Annotated in this window: 17 protein-coding genes and 1 pseudogene; 6 read left to right on the top strand and 12 right to left on the bottom strand. The window is 45.1% G+C overall.

What is annotated here, in order from left to right:
* Nucleotides 1–68: 68 nt before the first annotated feature.
* The 11 genes from AB4517_RS08160 to AB4517_RS08210 all read right to left on the bottom strand — a co-directional run bounded on the left by AB4517_RS08160 (nt 69) and on the right by AB4517_RS08210 (nt 16058).
* Nucleotides 69–1481, bottom strand: coding sequence for an NUDIX domain-containing protein (locus tag AB4517_RS08160; protein WP_372148178.1), 1413 nt, complete (start codon nt 1479–1481; stop codon nt 69–71).
* 85 nt (nt 1482–1566) lie between these two features.
* Nucleotides 1567–2046: a GNAT family N-acetyltransferase gene (locus AB4517_RS08165; RefSeq protein WP_009846623.1), complete on the bottom strand. Its 480-nt coding sequence runs from the start codon at nt 2044–2046 to the stop codon at nt 1567–1569.
* Nucleotides 2047–2261: 215 nt separating this feature from the next.
* The gene (locus AB4517_RS08170) at nt 2262–2663 is read right to left on the bottom strand and encodes a glycine zipper domain-containing protein (protein ID WP_017062298.1); all 402 of its coding nucleotides are present in this window, start codon (nt 2661–2663) and stop codon (nt 2262–2264) included.
* Between the two features lie 236 nt (nt 2664–2899).
* Nucleotides 2900–3346, bottom strand: a complete 447-nt coding sequence (locus AB4517_RS08175; protein WP_372148179.1) for a hypothetical protein — start codon at nt 3344–3346, stop codon at nt 2900–2902.
* Between the two features lie 147 nt (nt 3347–3493).
* Nucleotides 3494–5398 carry a propionyl-CoA synthetase gene (locus tag AB4517_RS08180; RefSeq protein WP_017063816.1) on the bottom strand — a complete coding sequence of 635 codons (1905 nt, stop codon included), beginning with the start codon at nt 5396–5398 and terminating at the stop codon, nt 3494–3496.
* A 118-nt stretch (nt 5399–5516) separates the two neighbouring features.
* Nucleotides 5517–6689, bottom strand: coding sequence for a 2-methylaconitate cis-trans isomerase PrpF (prpF, locus tag AB4517_RS08185; RefSeq protein ID WP_372148180.1), 1173 nt, complete (start codon nt 6687–6689; stop codon nt 5517–5519).
* 9 nt (nt 6690–6698) lie between these two features.
* The gene (gene acnD / locus AB4517_RS08190; RefSeq protein WP_372148181.1) at nt 6699–9317 is read right to left on the bottom strand and encodes a Fe/S-dependent 2-methylisocitrate dehydratase AcnD; all 2619 of its coding nucleotides are present in this window, start codon (nt 9315–9317) and stop codon (nt 6699–6701) included.
* A 101-nt stretch (nt 9318–9418) separates the two neighbouring features.
* Nucleotides 9419–10633 carry a 2-methylcitrate synthase gene (gene prpC / locus AB4517_RS08195; protein WP_372148182.1) on the bottom strand — a complete coding sequence of 405 codons (1215 nt, stop codon included), beginning with the start codon at nt 10631–10633 and terminating at the stop codon, nt 9419–9421.
* Between the two features lie 146 nt (nt 10634–10779).
* Nucleotides 10780–11676, bottom strand: coding sequence for a methylisocitrate lyase (prpB, locus tag AB4517_RS08200; RefSeq protein WP_017062292.1), 897 nt, complete (start codon nt 11674–11676; stop codon nt 10780–10782).
* A 96-nt stretch (nt 11677–11772) separates the two neighbouring features.
* Nucleotides 11773–12492: a GntR family transcriptional regulator gene (locus AB4517_RS08205; RefSeq protein WP_029236525.1), complete on the bottom strand. Its 720-nt coding sequence runs from the start codon at nt 12490–12492 to the stop codon at nt 11773–11775.
* 392 nt (nt 12493–12884) lie between these two features.
* Nucleotides 12885–16058 carry an HD domain-containing phosphohydrolase gene (locus AB4517_RS08210; protein WP_372148183.1) on the bottom strand — a complete coding sequence of 1058 codons (3174 nt, stop codon included), beginning with the start codon at nt 16056–16058 and terminating at the stop codon, nt 12885–12887.
* Between the two features lie 450 nt (nt 16059–16508).
* Here AB4517_RS08210 and AB4517_RS08215 point away from each other — a divergent pair, with 450 nt between their 5' ends.
* From AB4517_RS08215 to AB4517_RS08235, 5 genes are all read left to right on the top strand, one after another.
* Nucleotides 16509–17480, top strand: a complete 972-nt coding sequence (locus AB4517_RS08215) for a tripartite tricarboxylate transporter substrate binding protein (protein ID WP_372148184.1) — start codon at nt 16509–16511, stop codon at nt 17478–17480.
* A 245-nt stretch (nt 17481–17725) separates the two neighbouring features.
* The gene (locus AB4517_RS08220; RefSeq protein ID WP_372148185.1) at nt 17726–18226 is read left to right on the top strand and encodes a tripartite tricarboxylate transporter TctB family protein; all 501 of its coding nucleotides are present in this window, start codon (nt 17726–17728) and stop codon (nt 18224–18226) included.
* Nucleotides 18227–18236: 10 nt separating this feature from the next.
* A complete protein-coding gene (locus tag AB4517_RS08225; RefSeq protein WP_012603793.1) occupies nt 18237–19757 on the top strand; it encodes a tripartite tricarboxylate transporter permease in 1521 nt (506 codons plus the stop codon).
* A 192-nt stretch (nt 19758–19949) separates the two neighbouring features.
* Entirely contained in the window at nt 19950–20708 is a 759-nt protein-coding gene (locus AB4517_RS08230) for a sulfite exporter TauE/SafE family protein (RefSeq protein ID WP_102333369.1), read from the top strand.
* Between the two features lie 226 nt (nt 20709–20934).
* Nucleotides 20935–21126, top strand: a complete 192-nt coding sequence (locus AB4517_RS08235; protein ID WP_017059711.1) for a hypothetical protein — start codon at nt 20935–20937, stop codon at nt 21124–21126.
* A gap of 116 nt (nt 21127–21242) precedes the next feature.
* On the opposite strand, the gene AB4517_RS08240 is transcribed toward AB4517_RS08235, so the two are convergent.
* Complete coding sequence (locus tag AB4517_RS08240) at nt 21243–21656, bottom strand: VF530 family DNA-binding protein (RefSeq protein ID WP_010438513.1); 414 nt, start codon at nt 21654–21656, stop codon at nt 21243–21245.
* 279 nt (nt 21657–21935) lie between these two features.
* On the opposite strand from AB4517_RS08240, the pseudogene AB4517_RS08245 reads away from it, so the two are divergent.
* A pseudogene (locus AB4517_RS08245) lies at nt 21936–22013 on the top strand (response regulator); the annotation flags it as partial.
* Nucleotides 22014–22137: the final 124 nt, after the last annotated feature.

Genomic DNA, 22137 nt, shown 5'->3' on the forward strand with positions numbered 1-22137 from the left:
ATGCTCGGCGCACAATGACAAAGGCTGTGCACTGCACAGCCTTTTTGATTTTGTGTTAGTCGAGTCGCTTACTCTCTTTTCCATGGCAGACGAAATGCCACCACACCAAACAGAATCAAGATTGGGAAACGTAACGTTTCAACAATAAATGAAGCAATACCGCTGAAAGAGACAAAGCTTCCAGCCCAGCTAATCAGCAGATTTCCCGCTAACAACATCGCCATCACTCCAAGAACGATCTTGAATGAGAACTGACCAACCAAAGGTTTCGAGTCTGTTAACGTCACTAGGCATGCAATCGTCATCAAAATCGCCACCCAGAATGAGAATGTTGGCAGTGGCCATATCACCGTCAGAACAATCGACAGTAAGCACAATGCCCACCAAACACCTTTAGAACTCAATAAGGCGCTAATATCAACATCCGGTTTCGCGTCTAATCTCACGATATGCCACGTCGTTAAAGCGCCTAATACGCCACCCATTAATACATCACTAAAAAACGCACTACCTGAATAAGACTTAAATAGCATGATCCACAGCAGGCCAGCGAGCACTACCAGAATGGCTTTTTGCTCCAAGAGGCGCTTTAGTTTCCAAAAGACTAACAAGGTTAAACTGACCCACAAGGCAGCCAACAGACTTGGAAAACTATACCCACTGCTCATCACCAGTTTCAATGTTGGCATGTAAGCGTGTGGACGTGGAAAACCAAAACCTTGGTGCGCGATTAAAGTAAGTAGTGTCACCGAGATCAAAGTGAAGCAAAACTTCAACGCGAAGTTACGGCCAAAGTACCAAGCAATTAACGGCAATATCACAATGAAGACCCATGGCTTGGCCAACAAGTCAGTCAAAAGCACAGTATTCGCAAATACGCTTGGCATCTTATCGAACGTGTTTCGAAGTGACACAATCCAATTTAATTCAACTTGATGGACTTTGGGTGCCGCGCCCACCAGCTCAGTCACATACGTCACCGGTTGATCTGTCGCAGATAAAAACAGCTCGTTAATCTCAGACCACTGTTCTGGGTAGCGGTATTGGTGATCTTGCAATTCAGTGGGAGGAAGTAACATCGCTCGGCTGACTTCCACGCCGTAATGAGGAGCAAACCAAATCGGCAGCTCAAAGCCTCCTAACTCATTTCGAGCTTTGTAGCTGATCACTTCCGAGTCAGAAATACAATCAAACACGACGGCACTGTCGGTATAACCCAGTACATCACCGACCGTTACTGACAAACCCGCCTCTTCCCACGTTTCACGTTGCACCGCGACTGCTGGCGGCTCACCAGAAACCACAGTGCCTCCCGGCAGAGACAATTGACCGGTGATCAACTCATCAACCAACACGATTTGGTTATCAGCCCGTACTACACACAAGGCGCCCGCGATATGATCGGGCAAAGTGTTATTTGCCCAAGCGGAAGTAGTACTCAAAAGAGACAGTATGAAAACTAATAGATATCGAATAACCAACGAGTTTACCTAAAGAATAATAGAAGAAATTTAAGACTGCTGTTGCAGTTGAACTATTGTAATCAAAGCCACACAAAATCGCTGTCTACGTTTTGTGCAAAGCCTTCCTCATCCATTGAATGTGAGGTGTGAACCCCATTTTTTGATAGAAGTCCTTGGCAGGTGAATTAAAGTCCCAAACTTCTACAAAGACTTGTTCAACCCCATAATCATCAAAAGTACTTTCAACTTTGTTAAACAACTTTTCAGCAATCGATTCTTTTCGATAATCAGGCAAGACAAACAGTTCATCGACACTTCCCATCGGCACTGGTTTGCTGACCGTTGAGATAAGCTCACAAAAATGCCCAGAGATAAAGCCAACAATGAGCTCACCTTTTAATGCCACATAAACCAAACATTCAGGGTCATCCAAGTATCGTGCAATGCTTTTTTCCTGCTCAATCTCTTCTGCCGTTTTAAAGTGCTCTGGGCTAGCAAGGTGGTGGTGATGGTGGAGATCGAACATTAACTCGTTAAGTTGTTCCAAATCCGCGTGCTTTGCGGCCCTTAAGGTGACATTCATGACTATTGCGCTTCTCAAACCAAATTAATATCTAAACTGAGTCTAGTTTACTTGGCGTGAGTATCTATACAAGTTATTGAATTAATTCATTGTTTGAAGTGTGTATTTTAGATACAAAAACGGCCACATTACGTGGCCATTCTGTTTGAATGATTTTGAATTAAACGAATATCGAAGCTATGGTTTTTGCTGTGGCTTTTGCTGTAGCTTCAGCTTTATGCACCGTTATCTTCTTTCTCTTCTTTGAGATCAGCAAGCTGTTGTTCCAGTTCAATAAGCTTAATTTCCGCCTCTACTTCCGCAACTCGCTTTTCTGCATCAGTGCGATTGTCTTGCGCTAGACCATCAGCAGTAACTTGGGTTCGTTGTGCGTTTCTTGCATCGTCCGTATCTTTCATTGAACCCGCAACACCACCGGTCACACCACCTAATGCAGCGCCCTTAACGGCTAAACTCGCATCTCCAGTTAGAGCGCCGGCTGTTGCTCCTAATAAAGCACCACCTACCGCACCACGATTACGTGCGGCATTCTCATTTTCGTTATCCATTGCTGGTGATGCGCAACCAGAAAGAGTCACAATCAGTGTCGCTAAAAGAAAAGGTTTAGTGAATTTCATAGGAGTCTCGCTTAGTTCTTCGTTTTGAGTAGAACCATCTTAAGCAGAGCCGTTAATGAGATAAATAAAGCCACGTTTAGACGATACATCATGTTCAGCTATGTATTATTCAGCCATCGCATAACTGATTAATGATATATAGCTTTGAGCTCGCTTTATCCTCACCAACAAAAAAGGCGACCAATAAGGTCGCCTCAATCGCGCTTTCTCTATAATTCTTGCCTTTCACATATCTCTTAGCCTTTAGACCAAAAGTTTTGCATGTTTGCTACGCTAGGTGGTGGCCTAACACCACAATCTCGATAATGATTTTTATCGCCGATCCCCAGTATCTTGCCATTTTCGTCATCAATCATAGCCGCAACTTTAACACCGTCTCCCACATGGCGAGTTAACACGACAATTTCACCAGCTCTTTCAGACCTTACTGCGCCTAAGATTTGATATTCGTAGCGGCCTTTCCTTGAATTAACGATCATCTTCGAGTTAATAGGGTCGGCTTCATATCCCACACCAATATCAAAAACCGCTTGATAGAGATCGACGCCAGTCTTTGATACACATTTAAATACCTTGGGATAACTCAAAGGTTCTAACAACGCTCTACTCGCTTCATCCTTTGAAATACTGGCACTAGCAGCACCACTGACCAATAAAGCAATCAACAAAAAGTAAGCTCGCATAAAAAGACCTCAATATGTGGGATTCATAATGAGGTCATAGTAAACGCAATGGATAAGCGGATGAATAAAGTAGAGTTTAGGTAAACCATCACGCCGGATTATGTATAAATCAACAAGCCGAAGGTGAGATTACCTAAACTGCGACGTCTATTTGCCGAGCTTTTCAGCAATTTCAGTTAAGCTGGTAGGGTCGTCAATAGTTGAAGGCACCACATATTGTTCACCTTCTGCGATCTGCCGGATCGTTCTACGTAAGATCTTACCTGAGCGTGTCTTAGGTAACCTCTCAACAACCAAGGCTTGCTTAAAACAAGCTACCGCGCCGATCTCATTACGAACCTTGCCAACCAATTCCCTTTGCAACTCAATGCCATCGACTTTTACGCCATCTTTTAACACAACTAGACCTAAAGGAAGTTGTCCTTTCAAGTCATCGTGAATCCCGACTACCGCACATTCTGCAATGGCTGGGTGACCACCCACGATCTCTTCCATTTCTCCAGTCGACAGACGGTGTCCCGCTACGTTTATCACATCGTCGATACGGCCCATAATAAATAGATACCCATCTTCATCGAGATAGCCACCGTCCCCAGAAACATAATAGCCTGGGAATTGGCTCAGATAGCCAGATTCAAATCGATCATGATTACGCCAAACCGTTGGCAGACAACCGGGTGGTAGTGGACGTTTGAGTGCAACAAAGCCTTGCTGATTAGGCTGTGCCGTTTCACCCAATTCATTAAGAATCTCGACTTGGTAACCGGGCACAGGCTTAGTTGAAGAACCTGCTTTCACTGGCAAAGATTCCAGCCCTGTCGGATTGGCAGAAATAGCCCAACCCGTTTCGGTTTGCCACCAGTGGTCAATAACCGGTTTATTGGTATGAGACTCAACCCAATCCAATGTTGGCGGGTCCAAACGCTCTCCCGCCATAAAAATCGACTTGAGCGATGATAAGTCATACTTGGTGAGTAACTCGCCTTCAGGATCTTCTTTCTTGATAGCTCTAAATGCCGTTGGCGCAGAAAATAACACATCGACGTTGTACTCTTCACACACACGCCAGAATGCCCCCGGATCTGGCGTTCTAACTGGCTTTCCTTCAAACAAGATGGTTGTGCAACCATGAATCAATGGCGCATACACAATATATGAATGCCCCACTACCCAGCCGACATCAGAAGCCGCCCAAAACACACCATCTTGCGGCATATCGTAGATAGTGCTCATCGAGTATTTCATCGCGACCGCATGACCACCATTATCGCGCACCACGCCTTTTGGCTTACCCGTCGTCCCTGATGTATACAAGATATATAGTGGGTCAGTCGCTAGAACAGGCACACATACGTGAGGCAAAGCATCCTCAACAGCTTGCTGCCAAAGTACATCACGTTCGTTGTTCAATTCGGCTAGAGACTGCTCTCTTTGGAATACCACCACTTTCTCAGGCTTCCATCGGCTGTCCATGATCGCGCGATCGACCATCGGCTTATATGGCAGGACTTTATTTATCTCGACACCGCAGGATGCAGTAATCAACACCTTGGGCTCGGCATCTTCAATTCGAACGGCAAGCTCATGAGGGGCAAAACCACCAAACACCACCGAATGCACCGCACCTAGTCGTGCACAGGCCAACATTGCCATCGCCGCTTCAGGAATCATTGGCATGTAGATCACCACACGATCACCTTTGGTAACGCCTTGCGTGGCTAACATACCAGCGACTTTAGCCACTTGGTTACGCAATTGATTGTAAGTGTACGAGGATTGAGTTCCTGTAACTGGAGAGTCGTAAATCAGTGCGGTATTGTCACCTCGCCCATTTTCACAATGATAATCCAGCGCGAGCCAGCAGGTGTTCATCACCCCATCAGGAAACCAACGCTCAATTCCGTTATCGTCAGTTTGTAATATCGTTTTTGGTGGTTCAAACCAATCTATCGCTTGTGATTGTGTTTCCCAAAACGAATTTGGGTCTTCCCTCGCCCATTGATACTCGGTGATGTAATCTGTTTTTCTAGTCATTCGATTCGTAGCAGACATAGTGCCTCCTCCATGATTTATCCATTAGTCCAAGCGACTAGCTTTTAACAGTTTCACTTGGGTGCACTCTTTTCTCAGCGTTGTATTCGTGAACATTTAACCGTTCACGACAATCGCTTTACTTGGGAAAAGGCACACGAATGGCACCTTCCATGATCACTCGGGCACTACGACTCATAATCGCCCTCTCTATTTTCCACCCACTTTCGGCCTGCAGCGCTTTCGCACCCACTTTTAAGGTTCCTGATGGATGACCAAAAGTCACAAAATCTCGGGAACCCTCACCGACTGCCAAGTTAACTAACGTACCCGGAACACTGGCCGCTGAAGCAATGGCGACCGCAGCCGTACCCATCATAGCGTGATGAAGTTGCCCCATAGACAAAGCACGCACCAGAAGGTCAGTATCTTCGACAGCAACCGATTTACCACTGGAAGCTTGGTACGCTTGAGGCTTAGCAACAAACGCGACTTTAGGTGTATGTTGACGTGATTCAGCTTGTTCTAAAGAATCAATAAGACCCATTGCTACTGCACCATGCGCTCGTATGGATTCAAACAGAGCCAAGGCTTTGGTATCACTATTGATATCTGATTGAAGTTCAGTGCCTTGGTAGCCAACCGATTCAGCATCAACAAAAATGGTGGGTATCCCAGCATTAATGTATGTCGCTTTGATGCAACCCAGATCGGGAACATCTAAAAAATCGACAACATTCCCTGTTGGGAACATAGAGCCACTCGCATCGGCGGGGTCTAGGAAATCAACTTGGATCTCAGCGGCGGGGAAAGTCACACCGTCGAGTTCAAAATCACCTAACTCTTGAACTTCGCCACCAGCGATAGGTACATGAACAATAATGGTTTTCTCTATGTTCACTTGCCATACTCGCACCTCGACCACACCGTTTTCTGGAATACGATTCGAGTCGACTAGGCCACTATGAATAGCAAATGGGCCCACTGCAGCAGACAGATTGCCGCAGTTACCACTCCAGTCCACAAACGGCTTATCAATGGCAACTTGGCCGAATAGGTAGTCAACATCGTGATCGGCTTTACTACTTTTCGAAACAATCACGGTTTTACTGGTACTGGATGTTGCACCACCCATACCATCGGTTTGTTTGCCATAAGGATCTGGACTACCAATCACGCGCAGAAGTAATGCGTCTCGAGCTTCTCCGGCAACTTGCGCAGCTTCAGGTAAGTCACTTAAGTTGAAAAAAACGCCTTTGCTTGTTCCGCCCCGCATGTAGGTAGCAGGTACTTTTATCTGTTTGATGTTCATAACTAGCTCCTACTGTGAAAGAAAGTCTTTGGCAAAACGCTGCAACACACCACCAGCGCTATACACATTCACTTCATCTGCGGTATCTAATCGACAGGTTACTGGCACATCAAGCTTTTCACCGCTTTTACGAGTGATCACTAAAGCCAAGTCTGAACCTGCTTCAATGTCGCCGTACACGTCGTAAAGCTCGGTACCGTCCAATTCTAAGGTATTGCGATTGGTCCCCGCTTTGAATTGCAGAGGCAACACGCCCATGCCAACCAAGTTGGTTCTGTGAATTCGTTCAAACCCTTCAGCAACAATCACTTCAACACCCGCTAGACGCACACCTTTGGCTGCCCAGTCACGTGATGAACCTTGTCCATAATCGGCACCCGCCACGACAATCAAAGGTTGTTTACGATTCATGTAGGTTTCAATCGCTTCCCACATTCGCGTAACTTGACCTTCAGGTTCAACTCTTGCCAATGAACCTTGCACGACTTCTCCAACGTCCTTCACCATTTCGTTATACAGCTTAGGGTTGGCGAATGTTGCTCGTTGCGCGGTTAAGTGATCACCTCGATGGGTCGCATAAGAGTTAAAGTCCTCTTCCGGCACTTCCATTTTGGTGAGGTATTCCCCCGCCGCGCTCGAAGCGAGAATCGCATTTGAAGGGGATAAGTGATCTGTGGTGATGTTGTCCCCCAGAATCGCTAAAGGTCTCATCCCTGAAAGGCTTCGTTCCCCCGCAAGAGCCCCTTCCCAATAAGGTGGTCTTCGGATATAGGTACTTTGAGGTCGCCAGTCATAAAGCGGTTCAGTCGTCACCTGCTCCTCGTCTGGCTGGAACATTTTTACGTAGATTTGTTGGAATTGCTGAGGCTTAACATGCTCACCGACAACAGCATCGATCTCTGCATCACTCGGCCATAAATCGCTTAAGTAGATTGGCTTACCATAGTTGTCAGTGCCTAAGCTGTCTTTCTCGATATCAAAGCGAATCGTACCCGCCAAGGCATAAGCAACCACTAATGGCGGTGAGGCTAAAAACGCTTGTTTTGCATAGGGATGGATTCGACCATCGAAATTTCGATTCCCTGACAACACAGCGGTTGAGTACAGGTCGCGGTCGATGATCTCTTGTTGGATTGTAGGATCCAATGCCCCACTCATTCCATTACAGGTTGTGCACGCATAACCGACGATACCGAAGCCTAGTTTTTCCAGTTCAGGCAACAAACCGGCGGACTCAAGATAAAGCTTGGCAACTTTTGAGCCTGGCGCGAATGACGTTTTTACCCATGGCTTACGAACTAATCCAAGCTGATTGGCCTTCTTCGCAACCAATGCTGCGGCGACGACATTTCTTGGGTTACTGGTATTGGTACAAGAAGTAATCGCCGCAATGATCACGGCACCATCTGGCATTTGTTCATCAGAATATTGTTCAGCGTGTTGCTCTTTCCAAGAAGCTTGGCTGATGCCTTGTTTGGCAAGCTCACTGGTTGGTAAACGACGATGTGGATTGGATGGCCCTGCAAGGTTGCGCTCAACTTTAGACAAATCAAACTCAAGCACACGTTCGTATTGAGCGGAATCTAAATCATCGGCCCATAAGCCAGTTTGCTTAGCGTATAGCTCAACTAACTCAACCTGTTCAGGCTCGCGTCCTGTCAGCTTTAGGTATTGTATGGTCTGTTCATCGATATAGAACATACCTGCTGTCGCGCCGTATTCTGGTGTCATATTCGATATAGTGGCGCGGTCGCCAATAGTCAGTGCACGAGCCCCTTCACCAAAGAACTCTAGATAACTGGAAACCACTCTCTGATTGCGAAGAAACTCTGTAATCGCAAGCACAATATCCGTTGCGGTTATCCCTTCTTGTCGTTGACCCGTCAGTTTAACGCCTACAATATCAGGCAATCGCATCATAGACGGACGACCGAGCATCACTGTCTCAGCTTCCAAGCCGCCCACACCGATCGCAATAACGCCCAGCGCATCTACGTGCGGTGTATGGCTGTCTGTGCCGACACAAGTATCCGGAAACGCGATGCCTTCTTTAGATTGAATGACTGGAGACATTTTTTCCAAGTTAATCTGGTGCATGATCCCGTTACCTGCGGGAATCACACTCACGTTTTTAAACGCGGTTTTACACCATTCGATAAAGTGAAAACGGTCTTCGTTTCTTCGCTCTTCAATCGCTCGGTTTTTATCAAAGGCTTCGCTATCAAAACCTGCATGTTCCACGGCTAAAGAGTGATCAACAATCAGTTGAGTTTCGACCACTGGATTAACCTTGGCAGGGTCTCCACCTTGGTCAGCAATCGCATCTCGTAAGCCAGCTAAATCTACTAAAGCGGTTTGACCCAAAATGTCATGACACACGACACGTGCTGGATACCAAGGAAAATCTAAGTCGCTCTTACGCTCGATGATCTGTTTTAAGCTATCTTCAAGTGCAGCTGGATCACAACGTCTTACCAATTGTTCCGCCAGCACTCTCGACGTATAAGGCAAGGTTTTATAGCTGCTCGGAGATATCGCATCTACCGCTTCACGAGCGTCGAAATATTCTAAATGGGTACCGGGTAAAGGCTTACGGTACTGCTTTGGTTCAAATTTCACATCAGACATACATCCACCATTATCTGTTAAATTCTATTCGTTGGTTCTCGAGGTCTTATCACATGAAGATAAAAGTCACCTCGAGATATAAGTCGGCTCGATATAGAGAACTAACGTAAATGGATTGGCAGCCAGTCTTGATGCTCTGGCCCGGTGTAGTCTGCACTTGGGCGAATGATGCGATTATTTTCTCTTTGCTCGAACACGTGTGCTGTCCAGCCTGTAAGGCGACTCATCACAAAGATTGGCGTGAACAGTTTGGTTGGGATGTCCATGAAGTGATAGGCAGAGGCATGGAAGAAATCCGCATTACAGAACAAGCCTTTCTCACGCTTCATGACTGCTTCAACACGCTCTGAAACGGCGTAAAGCTGTTCATCTCCCACCTCTTGAGCAAGCTCTTTTGACCAACGCTTGATTAAGGCATTTCGAGGATCGCTTTCACGATAAATAGCATGACCGAAGCCCATTATTTTGTCTTTGTTAGCAAGCATCTGCATGATGTTGGTTTCGGCTTCATCGGCGGTTTGCCAATCTTGGATCATTTCCATTGCCGCTTCATTCGCACCACCGTGCAGTGGGCCTCTTAGTGTGCCAATCGCAGCCGTTACACAAGAATGAATATCCGACAGTGTTGACGCACAAACACGAGCGGCAAAGGTAGAGGCATTAAACTCATGTTCCGCGTAAAGGGTTAGCGAGCAGTGCATCACCTTCTTATGAAGTTCACTAGGCGTTTTGTCAGTCAACATCTTCAAGAAATAGCCACCCAAACATGCTTCGCTTTGATCTTCCGTATCAATGCGCACGCCATCATGGCTAAAGCGATACCAGTAACAAATAATCGCAGGGAAAAGCGCGAGCATTCGTTCAGTCGCAGGCAATTGTTCTGAAAAATCAGATTCTTGCTCTAGATTACCTAGCATCGAACAACCCGTTCTCATCACATCCATTGGGTGAGCGTCTGCAGGAATAAGCTCCAACAATGCTTTCAAAGGTTGAGGTAAACCACGTAAACCAACCAACAATGTTTTGTAATCGTCTAGCTCTTTTTCATTGGGCAAATGGCCTCTTAATAGCAGATGTGCCACTTCTTCAAACTGAGCAAGATTAGCAAGGTCGGTTATGTCATAGCCACGGTAGGTCAAACCCGTTCCTGACTGGCCTACCGTACATAGCGCCGTGGTTCCCGCACTCTGGCCACGCAGACCAGCACCACCGATGGCAGGTGCGCTGGCTGAGTTGCTTGCTGTTTTTTCGCTTTGTTGTAGATTTTCTGTTGAAGCCTTATCGACAGCTGCTTTATCACTCAAAGATACAGACATGGTGAACTCCTTTTCTGTGTTAGTCGCCTGCACTCTTTGGTGCTGCCTGTTTATGTATCCGATGATCTTTATCATCGGTACTGGATATGGCGACTAACCATTTCACGTTATTGGATTAAGTTGATTTTTGATTAATTGAAACCGGTTTACCCTTCGCTTGAAAACAACTGATCAAGCTTGTTCTCGTAGTCGTGGTAATTCAGGTGTTCGTAAAGCTCTTTACGGGTTTGCATTGAATCCAACAAAGCTTCTTGATTACCTTCAACTAACAAGTGTTTGTAAACATTCTCCGCCGCTTTGTTCATCGCACGGAACGCACTCAATGGATAAAGCACCATGTCGACACTTGATTGGGCTAACTCGTTACAGCTGTAGAGTGGTGTTTGGCCAAATTCAGTGATGTTCGCAAGAATAGGCACGTGCTTGCCCGTTGCTGATTTCAGCGCTGCCGAGAACTTCACGTATTGATCGAGTTGATTCATCGCCTCAGGGAAGATCATGTCTGCGCCCGCTTCAACACAAGCTATCGCTCGCTCAATTGCGCTATCAATGCCTTCAACCGCCAATGCATCCGTACGTGCCATAATCACAAAGCTTTCATCGGTTCTAGCATCGGTTGCCGCTTTGACTCTATCGACCATCTCTTGCTGACTTACAATCGCTTTATTTGGTCGATGACCACAGCGTTTCTGGGCCACTTGGTCTTCCATATGGATTGCTGCTGCGCCTGCCTTCTCCATAGCGCGAATCGTACGTGCAATATTGAATGCGCCACCAAATCCCGTATCGATATCCACCAGCAATGGCAGATCACACGCGTTGGTAATACGTTCAACATCTACCAACACATCGTTCAATGTGGTGATACCTAAATCAGGCAACCCATAAGACGCATTGGCGATGCCTCCGCCAGACAAATAGATCGCCTGATGCCCCAAGTTCTTTGCCATCATCGCGCAGTACGGATTGACCGTGCCGACGATCTGCAATGGGTCGTTGTCTTGCACAGCTTGTCGGAACTTAGCTCCTGCTGATAACTTCATAATGACGCTCCCTGTTAATTGTTAATTTCTAATCTTTATGACTACTGATGTTTAGCTCTCGCCAGCGAAGAACCGCTAGCAAATACCAGTCGCCAATTAATCAAGATCTTTGGATTGAATTTGTTGCTCTATAAGTAATCGGCTTCCCGAGATGTGTCTTCGCATTAGCATTTCTGCTAGCTCTTCATCACGGTTGCGAATCGCTTGTAGGATGTATTTGTGTTCATCGAGCGCCTCTTTGGGCCGAGACTGAGCCCTAGGCGATTGATAGCGGTACATGCGTAATAGGTGATAAAGCTCATCACACAGCAGCGAAATCAGTTTGCTGTTACGACTCGCTTTAATAATGCGGTAATGGAAATCGAAATCCCCATGTTGATGAAAGTAAGAAGAACCTTCGACTTCATCGATGTATTTTGAGTGTGTCGACAATAATCCTTCAAGCCCGACAAGCTCTTCTTGTGTGATATGTCTTGCTGCTAAGCGAGCCGCCATGCCTTCCAATGCCTCTCGCACCGCGTACAACTCGAGTAGTTTGTCTGCCGAAAAAGTAATAACTCGAGCCCCTACATGAGGAATGCGTTCAATCAAGCCAAGCCCTTCAACACGCATTATCGCTTCACGTAATGGGCCTCGGCTTACCTCAAAGCGTTTAGCCAGTTCAGGCTCCGAGATCTTACTGCCCGGTGCTAATTCACCGTTAACAATCGCCTCAACGAGATACTCAGTGAGATTTTCTGATTTAGTGTTCTCTTTATCGCTAACACGTGTTTTCGTGTTTGCATTTAAGCTGAGATCTTTTATCGCAGTATTCATATTCACGCTGCTCACTTCTGATTGCTGAACCTTAATTGTCAACAATTTCATAACATGAACATAAAATACACGATTGAATTGTCGACAATCAAGCCAATTGTCGACAATCTAGACTAAGGTAGTATTTTTCATAGACGATTAAAACTAATCCAAAAGGACACTACAAACAACTCAACCATCTGTTATTTATCGATTTAATCAGAGTAAGAGTCACTAACCCCCTATCTACCCTAAAATCATTTGAAATCGATATGTCGACAACTTATAGCCGAAACTTGTCAAAAGCAGCCCCCTTCGTATCTATCCACCAGCTCACCGATAAACAGATATAAAAAAGGCGCACTCATGTGCGCCTTTCATTCATAGACCCCGTTCTAACAAGCCACCTTTACTCAAGCAATCTGACGAGTAACATCTAGGTATTTGCTGATATCAACGAAATCAATTTGTTCCGGCTTCAGATACTCTTCTGCATAACGCAGGTGAGTACCGCTGGTTAAGAACAATCTAAACAGTTCGATATCGAGATGCTCGTCCAATGCCATTTTATACATGATGTCGACAGCAACACTGATTGGCTTAGCCTTCTTATAAGGCCTATCTGCAGCGGTTAATGCCTCAAAAATATCAGAGATCACCAGAATACGTTCTGGGATTGAGAGGTCATCACCAGTCAGCTTCCTTGGATACCCTGTACCTTTAAGTGTTTCATGGTGAGTTGAAGCGTAGCGAGGAACACGACTTAGCTCTTTCGGGAATGGCAGGTTCTCAAGCATCTTAATCGTGCCAAGCATGTGCTCGTTTATCTTAAATCTATCTTCAGCAGTCAATGTACCGCGTGCAATACTCAGATTGTAGACTTCGCCTAGGTTGTATAAGTGCTCAGGCACATCCATTTTAATTTGATGTTTCGGGTCAAATTCTAACGGCCTATCTCTTTTCACTATGTGCTCTGGCTTATCACTCAAAAGTGGTTCTGTGGCTGGTAAACTTGAACTCGGCTCTCGATTCATTGCCTCTATCGGTGATAGACCAAGTTGATCATCAAAGTGACGCGTCCAGGTCGTCTCAGCAATCGAGCGAATACGAGTGACTTTGTCATCACTCATGAACTCACCACCAACGTTCGACGTAGCGATAAAGGCAAAGTCATCTTGTAGCTGCTGCTTCGTTGCCGTAAGTTCATCGGCTATCAGTTGCGTTGATAGCGTACCATCAAGTTGTTTTCTCAAAGCGGTGATTTCCGCATCACGCCAAAGTACTTCAAATCGAGTTCTCACCTCGTGGATTCGGTTGTAGTTCGCTTCTAACTTCGTACCTTTATCGACGATGTGTTCCGGTGTCGTGATCTTGCCACAATCATGAAGCCAAGCCGCAATTCTAAACTCACGGCGTTCGTCATCATTTTTAAACTCAAAGTCTTTGAAGTGCTCAGACTGCGATTGTTCCGCCGCGTCAGCCAGCATCAAGCCGAGTTCTGGTACACGATTACAATGCCCTGCCGTATAAGCGGACTTATCATCGATCGCTTGAGCGATGAGCTTGATAAACGACTCAACAAACGCCTCTTGCATCTGTTCATGTCGTTTAATCTCCATAGCCATCTCTTTTACAGCAACAGATAATTCCCACACTTCTTTGATTCGAGTATCAAGAATTGTCACGTTGTCATAATCACGCAGCTTAACCTTATGAGTCTCTTCCTCTAATTGGCGAATTGGATGCACTATCGGCGCACCAAAAACCCAAGCAATAGGCAACGTCAAACTCATCAGTAACACCGTTACACCAACAGAGGTTGCTAGACGTTTATTGACTGTACTGAAGACTTCAGATTCGGGAATCAATACCGCAAAATACTCAGAGTAGTGTTCGCCCGTGTCTATTTTCTTTAAATAGAGATGCTTGATCTCGCCATTCAACTCTACCCTTACCATACTGCCTTCAACCGTTGCTTCCTTAGTCAAATCATAAAGTTCAGTATAAGGAACCGTCGTATTCGTATTAAAGCCGGTATCATGCAGCCACTTTTTCGCTAAGGCATCAAGTTGTTCACCACTTAACTTACTGATAGCTTGATCAATGATTGGGAGCAATTGTTTATGCTTGCTCTGCAGCACCAAATGGAATTGGTTTGAGTAGTTCTGTTTTAGATCTTCTAGAGTCCCATTGACAACAAGGCCTGGCTGGAAAAACCTATCTAATGCAAACGAGAGTACGGGTTCTGCTTCTAAGAAAGCAAAGTTCTCTTCGCTTTCAATTGAATTAAATGCAGACTCTAGGTTTTCAAATTCAACTAAATCAATGTTCGGAAAATCCTCTCTCAACTTAGGAATAATTGACCACCCAGATAAAATGGCAACTTTTTTACCCTCAAGCTCGGCATAATTAGTGACAACCTTCGCGCCGACCCTTGTCACGATAGAAAATGGCAATTCATAAATTGGAGTCGTGTATAGGCCATCTATGCCATTATTTTTATAATGTTGAACCGATTGCAGGCCATCAATACTTCCTTCTTGAAACTTACTGACAAGCTCGCCCCAAGAGAAACCATTAACAAATTCAAACCTGATCCCTGTCATCTCACCAATCATTTTAAGAAGGTCTATCGCATAGCCGTTTGGTTTTCCCGCCACTGAAAAGTCCATCGGCCCCCAATCATTTTGATTAGACACTAACAGCGGAGGGGTATCGTTAATCAAGGCTTGCTGCTCAGACGATAGCATCAATGTTGATACATCAAACTCTGATTCCTGATTGTTAACCTTGAGGTTAGACGCAATAATATTACCCGATTTCGAATATAAGAAAGACTCAACCTTACTGTCTTCTGCTAAGCCAAGCGCCGTACCTGATAGTTTGCTAGCTAAAGAAGACAACACAATATCAATACCAATCACATGTTGAACTTCAGATTCGATTTTCGAATCAAACGCTAAAGAATAAGTTTGCCCGGTAATTTGTAAATGCTGGAAAAGATATGGCTGAGTTTTTTCGACCGACTGAACATTGGCAGAAACATACCAAGGCCTGGTTGTTGGAAGGTAGTTGCTCTGCTCCGTAGTTGAGTTTCTTAGCGTAAACTCTTGGTCAAAATATTTCGTCGTACGGACGCGCTCCTCCCCTATATTATGAATCTCAACCACAACCCAACGGTCCGTTTGTTGTGCTCCTATTTTTTCTCTAACGACAGGGGCAGATTCTAGGTTAATAATTTGGAAGAAATTTTCATCGGATGAGCCAATGTAAATACTATAAAAGAGAGGGTTATCTTTAATGGCTTCAGAAAGAATACTACGCGACTCTTCTTTCGATATTTTGTTACTGATAGATCGTTTCACTGAAGAAAGTAAACGCGCGGTATTGGCTGCGTCAGAATCAACCGCGCCGATATAGTTACTCAGCTCTTGGGACACCATCGTCAACTTTGATAGGGTATTCTCAGTCGCCATTTTTTTACTGAAGTAATATTGCAGTGAAACCGCAACAACAGCGGTAAGAAATGTCGCGAGTAAAAACATTCCTCCAACAGTAAATCGTAACGAAATTTTTTTGTCTGTCATTATTCGATCCTTGAATAACCACTAGCTCAGAAATGTAACGTGCCAGCTATAATCATATTATTACAGTAGCACTGCACACCTAGCAACATATTATTCTATATATTAAAGAGCGCCTCTCCATATCACTCTTTGTGTCGCAATAAGTACCCTCTTTAATGATACACAGCAGTATAAAGCGACCAACAGTCAAAAGAATTGTTCACATAAACTCAAGAAAAACCTAGTTATTATTGCTAGAAGAATCCTACAGCCACCTCCCCGCGAACTTTATGAACAATATTAATCCAATGTTCTTTATTCTCAATATCACCGCATTACAGACATTTCGTTAACACACCGTTAACTTTAACGTCATCTACTAAGCAATATCCTACTCATCTGTTTAGTAGCTGGAAATAAAACATAAGTTTCTCTCCATTGAAGAGATCCCCTACATAAGGAACGTGAACCATGTTCAAGGCACTGAAACCTACTCTTGCGGCTTCTATCATCACAGCAACCTTTTCTTTCAACACTTTTGCTGCTGACGTAGAAAAAATCCACTTCCTAATCCCTGGCGGCGCTGGTGGTGGTTGGGATATGACAGCTCGTGGTACGGGTGATGTATTGGTGAAATCAGACATCGTAGAAAATGTCTCTTTCCAAAACCTGTCTGGTGGCGGTGGCGGTAAAGCGATTGCTCACCTAATCGAAACAGCACAACGCCAAGAAGACACGCTAATGGTGAACTCAACGCCTATCGTTGTTCGTTCACTAACAGGTATCTTCCCTCAATCTTTCCGTGACCTAACTCCGGTAGCAGCAACCATTGCCGATTACGGCGCAATCGTCGCTCCTGCGGATTCTAAGTACGACACTTGGGAAGACGTCGTTAAAGAGTTCGAAACCAACCCACGTAAAGTGAAGATTGCTGGCGGTTCAGCTCGTGGCAGCATGGACCACCTTGTAGTAGCGGCAGCGTTCAAAGGCGAAGGTTTTGATGCGAAGAAAGTACGTTACATTGCCTACGATGCTGGCGGTAAAGCGATGGCGGCACTGCTTTCTGGCGAAACACAGCTGCTTTCAACGGGCCTTGGTGAAGTACTAGAGATGTCTAAGTCTGGCCAAGTAAAAGTGCTTGCTGTGACGGCTCCAAAGCGTCTTGACGCTGCGCCTAACATCCCAACACTGACTGAATACGGCAACGAGACAGTATTTGCTAACTGGCGTGGTTTCTTTGCGGCACCGGGTACAAGCCAAGCAAAAATCGACGAGTGGAATGTAGCGCTTGGCAAAATGTACAAAACCGATGAGTGGCAAGTGGTTCGTGACCGTAACGGTTGGATCGACAACTACAAAGCTGACAAAGATTTTTACGCCTTCCTAGAAGATCAAGAAAAACAGATGGGCGACCTAATGCGAGAGCTTGGTTTCTTGAAATAACCAACAACCATAGAGGGCCTATGTGCCCTCTTACTCTTTCCTTGTTTCGCCGTGCATGAGTTAACTTCAAACTCCTTTGTTTATTCGTAGACGTATTACTAACGCTTGCCGATTCGTTGTAAACGCAAGTGGCTGATAAACCAGTACCGTAATTCGCTTACCTTTGGTTAGTGATCCCAGACATTTCATTGACTCGCTCATGTACGGCTTTTTTACTTTTTATACCACCCCAAATGGAGTTGGATATGTCGGACTTACCAACCAAATTTCTGAGTAAGGAATCTTTGCTTTCGAAGGATCGCATCGGAGCCATGCTCTTTATGCTTGCATGTTTATGCTATGGCTACCAAACCACGCTGATTCCTTTGTTCCCCGGTGACGAGTACGAACCCTTCACAGCAAGAACCTTACCTATCCTGCTAACGTTTATCGGCATTGGCCTTTCGTTGATCCTGCTTATAACCGGACAGCCGGATAAAAAAGTTACATGCGACACTACGCCGCTGAACTGGAAACTGCTTATTGGCTTCTTGGTGTTAATGGCTCTGTACGGTGTTGGACTGACTTATCTTGGCTTTGTTTTAGCAACCGGCTTCTTCTTACTTGCAGGCTTTTACCTACTGGGTGAGCGCCGCAAAGCTGTCTTATTTGGCGCGTCGTTTCCTTTCGTTATCGCGTTCTTTCTTTTATTAACTCAAGGCTTAGATATCTACCTAGAGCCTGGTTTAATCTTCACTCTTTGGTAGGGATAACATTATGTTAGACGGAATTTTACAAGGACTTTCTACCGCCGTGATGCCAATGAACATCATGATGGTAATTGTTGGCTGTTTTGTTGGTACCTTTATTGGAATGCTACCGGGACTCGGTCCAATTTCAGCAATCGCGTTGATGATCCCGATTACATACGGCCTAGATCCTTCTTCTGGCCTAATCTTGATGGCTGGTGTGTACTACGGCGCTGTATTTGGTGGCTCGACGTCATCCATCTTAATCAATGCTCCGGGTTGTTCTTCAACGGTAGTAACCGCGTTTGACGGCTACCCGATGGCTCAAAAAGGCCAAGCAGGTAAAGCACTTGCTCTCGCGGCTTACTCTTCTTTCACAGGCGGTACGCTTTCAGCAATCATGCTTTTGATTGCCGCACCGGCTCTAGCAAGCGTGTCACTGAGCTTCCAGTCTTCAGACTACTTTGCGTTGATGCTATTAGGTTTGTCCGCTGTAGCGGCGTTTGCAGGCCCAGGTCAGGTAATCAAAGCGTGGATGATGACTATTCTTGGTTTGATGCTATCAACTGTAGGTATCGACAAAGGTGTTGGCGTTGAACGGTTCACTTTTGGCCTTACGGATCTGATGGATGGCTTTAGCTTCCTATTATTAGCGATGGCAACATTCGCACTGGGTGAAACCTTGATGGGTATTCTAAAACCAGAGCAAGACACCAGCGCGGAAGAAAGCCAAAAGATGTCGGATATTGGTAGCATGAAGGTCACCAAAGAAGAGTTCAAAGAAGTGGCACCAGTTTCAATTCGATCTTCTATTCTCGGTTTCTTTACTGGTGTTCTACCGGGCGCAGGTGCCACTATTGCGGCATTCCTAAGCTACGGTATGGAGCGTAGCCTCGCGCCAAAAGACAAGCAGAAAGAGTTCGGTAAAGGCAGTATCCGTGGTCTTGTTGCTCCTGAATCAGCAAACAACGCCGCTTCAAGTGGTTCATTCGTTCCGCTACTAACGCTGGGTATTCCGGGCTCTGGTACAACTGCGATTATGCTTGGTGCATTGATTGCCTACGGTATTCAGCCTGGTCCTCGCTTGTTCGTTGAACACCCAGACGTATTTTGGTCGGTGATTATCTCGATGTACTTTGGCAACATCGTGCTGGTTATCTTAAACCTACCGTTGATCCCATATATCTCTAAACTGCTAGCGGTACCTAGAACGGTTCTACTGCCAATGATTATCTTCTTCTCAATCACTGGCGTGTACTTGGTGTCATTCAACACGATGGACGTATTTGTGATGCTACTGGTAGCGATGGCTGCGATAGCATTAAGGCTAGCCAACTTCCCATTGGCACCATTACTGTTAGGCTTCATATTGGGCGGCTTGATGGAAGAGAACTTAAGACGAGCATTGATGATCAGCGATGGTGAGTTGAACTTCTTATGGGAACGCCCTATTACGATGACCTTCACTATTCTGGCGGTATTGGTGCTGTCTAGCCCGATTCTAGTGAAACTATTTAAGAGTTTTAGAGCGAAGCCAGTAGAAGTGTAAAGCTTTATCGAATCAACTAAACCTCAACGAAAGGAGCCATTGGCTCCTTTTTTCATTTAAAGCCTCAATTAAAACCAGCGGTTAAAGATGGTAGCAAACTCACAAACCTATCTTTACAACACACATGGCGCTGATATTCATAACAAATTCAAGTAAGGTAACCAGTTAGTTAACGTATTGGATTCTAAAACTATGGATTGGTTGATTCTATTCTTATCAGGGGTGGTTGGCGGTGTGCTTAACTCCATTGCGGGTGGCGGCAGCTTCATCACTTTCCCTGCTTTGTTATTTGCTGGCGTTCCACCAATAGCAGCCAACGCGACCAACACCTTTGCTTCATGCGCTGGTTACATCAGTGGTGCTTACGCACTGCGCCACGAAATTCAATCTGGTACCAAACAACTCAAGCTCGTTGTTGGGCTATGCGTAATTGGCGGCGGCATTGGTGCATTTTTACTACTACACACGCCAGAAGCGCTATTTACCCAATCCGTACCTTGGTTATTACTGTTCGCCGCTCTGCTTTTTACCTTTGGTGGCACTCTCAACAAATGGCTAAAGAAAGTAACCGCTAAACATAAGCACGCCACCAGCGCAGGGGCGTTCTTTTCCGCTGTATTGCTTTTGATCGTGTGTGTTTATGGTGGTTATTTTAATGCAGGCTTAGGCATTGTGACATTGAGCTACTTGGCGCTGGCTGGTTACACCAACATCAACGTGATGAATGGCATCAAACTGCTCGTGTCCGCGTGTGCTTCCCTCGCAGCGATCGTATTTTTTATCGTCAATGGTTCGATTGATTGGCCGTCTGGCATGGCTGTATTATTGGGTACATTGGTTGGTGGTTATTATTCAGCAAAAATCTCTCGCCGCATCCCTCAACACTATGTTCGAACCACAGTGATCATCGCGAGCTTTTTGATCACCGCTTACTTTTTCTATGCTAATTAGACGTTCGGTTTAATAAGACTTGCAACTGAAAAGATAAAGCCAAAAGACTCCACCCTGCTCATACCGATTTGGCTATTTTATTACTTATAAAATAGCCAAGCCAAAATGTGTGAGACGAGTCCTTTAATTAGCAAATTTGATAACAATTTAGACTGTTTTTTAGCCTTTATTTTGCCAAAGATAGGATAATTCTCCTGTCGAAAGTGAGACTTCATTAGGAGGCGTTATGAACACTAAACTCGGTCATGTCATGTCATCAAGTCGACTCATTTGCTTTGTCGCTTTTCTTGCTGCCACATTCGCGTGGATCTTAAAAATGCCCGCTCTGTTTTCTGTGTCAGCGCTATTCTTACTGGTCAGTGCGATCGTTTATGTCACCGATCTTTGGAAGAATCAAAGAAAGAACCGCGAAGCTTAGCCAATTACGGTTTAATCGAACGAATTAAAAAAGGAGCTCATAGGCTCCTTTTGTGTTTTTCGCTTATCTAATTAGGCGTACTAATCGTCGACGCCTTATCTAACGACGCCTTCTTATTAACGACGGAAGTTACGACCGTTACCGCCGCGGCGCTCTTTAAATGCAGACGCAGCTTTAGCTTGAGAAGCGTGGATAGACTCAACCGTTAGTTCCATTGGCTCACGAGGCTCTAGCCCATGGCGGAATGTACGTGAACGCGGAGGCATCTGGTATTCGATGTCCGATGCTTTAGGCATGCGCTTGAAACGGTAAAGGTAGAAGTTTTCAACCTTCTCACGAGCCCATTCGGTTTTCTTCAGGTATTTAACTGCGCTTGCCACTGTAGGCTTAGTGTTAAAGCAGTTCATACGCATTGCCGCATCTAAAATTTCCCAACCATAATGATCCACTAATTCAGTGATCATGGTTTCAAGCTTTAAGCCGTGTAGCGGGTTATTTTGTTGCAGTTCGATTCTTTCTTCTTCAGTCATAACATTACCTTTTTCAAGGCAACTAAAGGCCTTGAATTTACTCTAGAACACCGTCATCACTGACCATTTCTAGCTCAATCACTTGGGCATTATTTCCATTGCCCTTGTTTATGTCTTTATGATGGCATAAAGCATGTGCGTTATCCTATTTATCTTTTCATTTAATTTTAAAATGGTTATTTAACGTCCAGATCATCATTAACAGCACTTTAGTTAAGCAATAGCGCATACGCTATTAACTGGCAGACGTATTCGATGCGTTAATGAGTAAAAGAGCCTAAACAAAACCTAGACAGCTTTATGGCCATTCGAGATCAATACAACGACGATGTACAACCACATATCATGACCGCCTAAGCGATAATTAGTTGTGTGTTTGAAGTGACCATCTAAAAATACGCAAACCAACAAAAAAGGATGCCACTGAGGCATCCTTTTGTTTTCTAGTTTGCAGCTGAAAGAACAAATTTGTTCTCTACTG

The sequence above is a fragment of the Vibrio sp. 10N.222.52.C3 genome (genome assembly GCF_041474195.1).
Lineage (GTDB): Bacteria > Pseudomonadota > Gammaproteobacteria > Enterobacterales > Vibrionaceae > Vibrio > Vibrio crassostreae_C.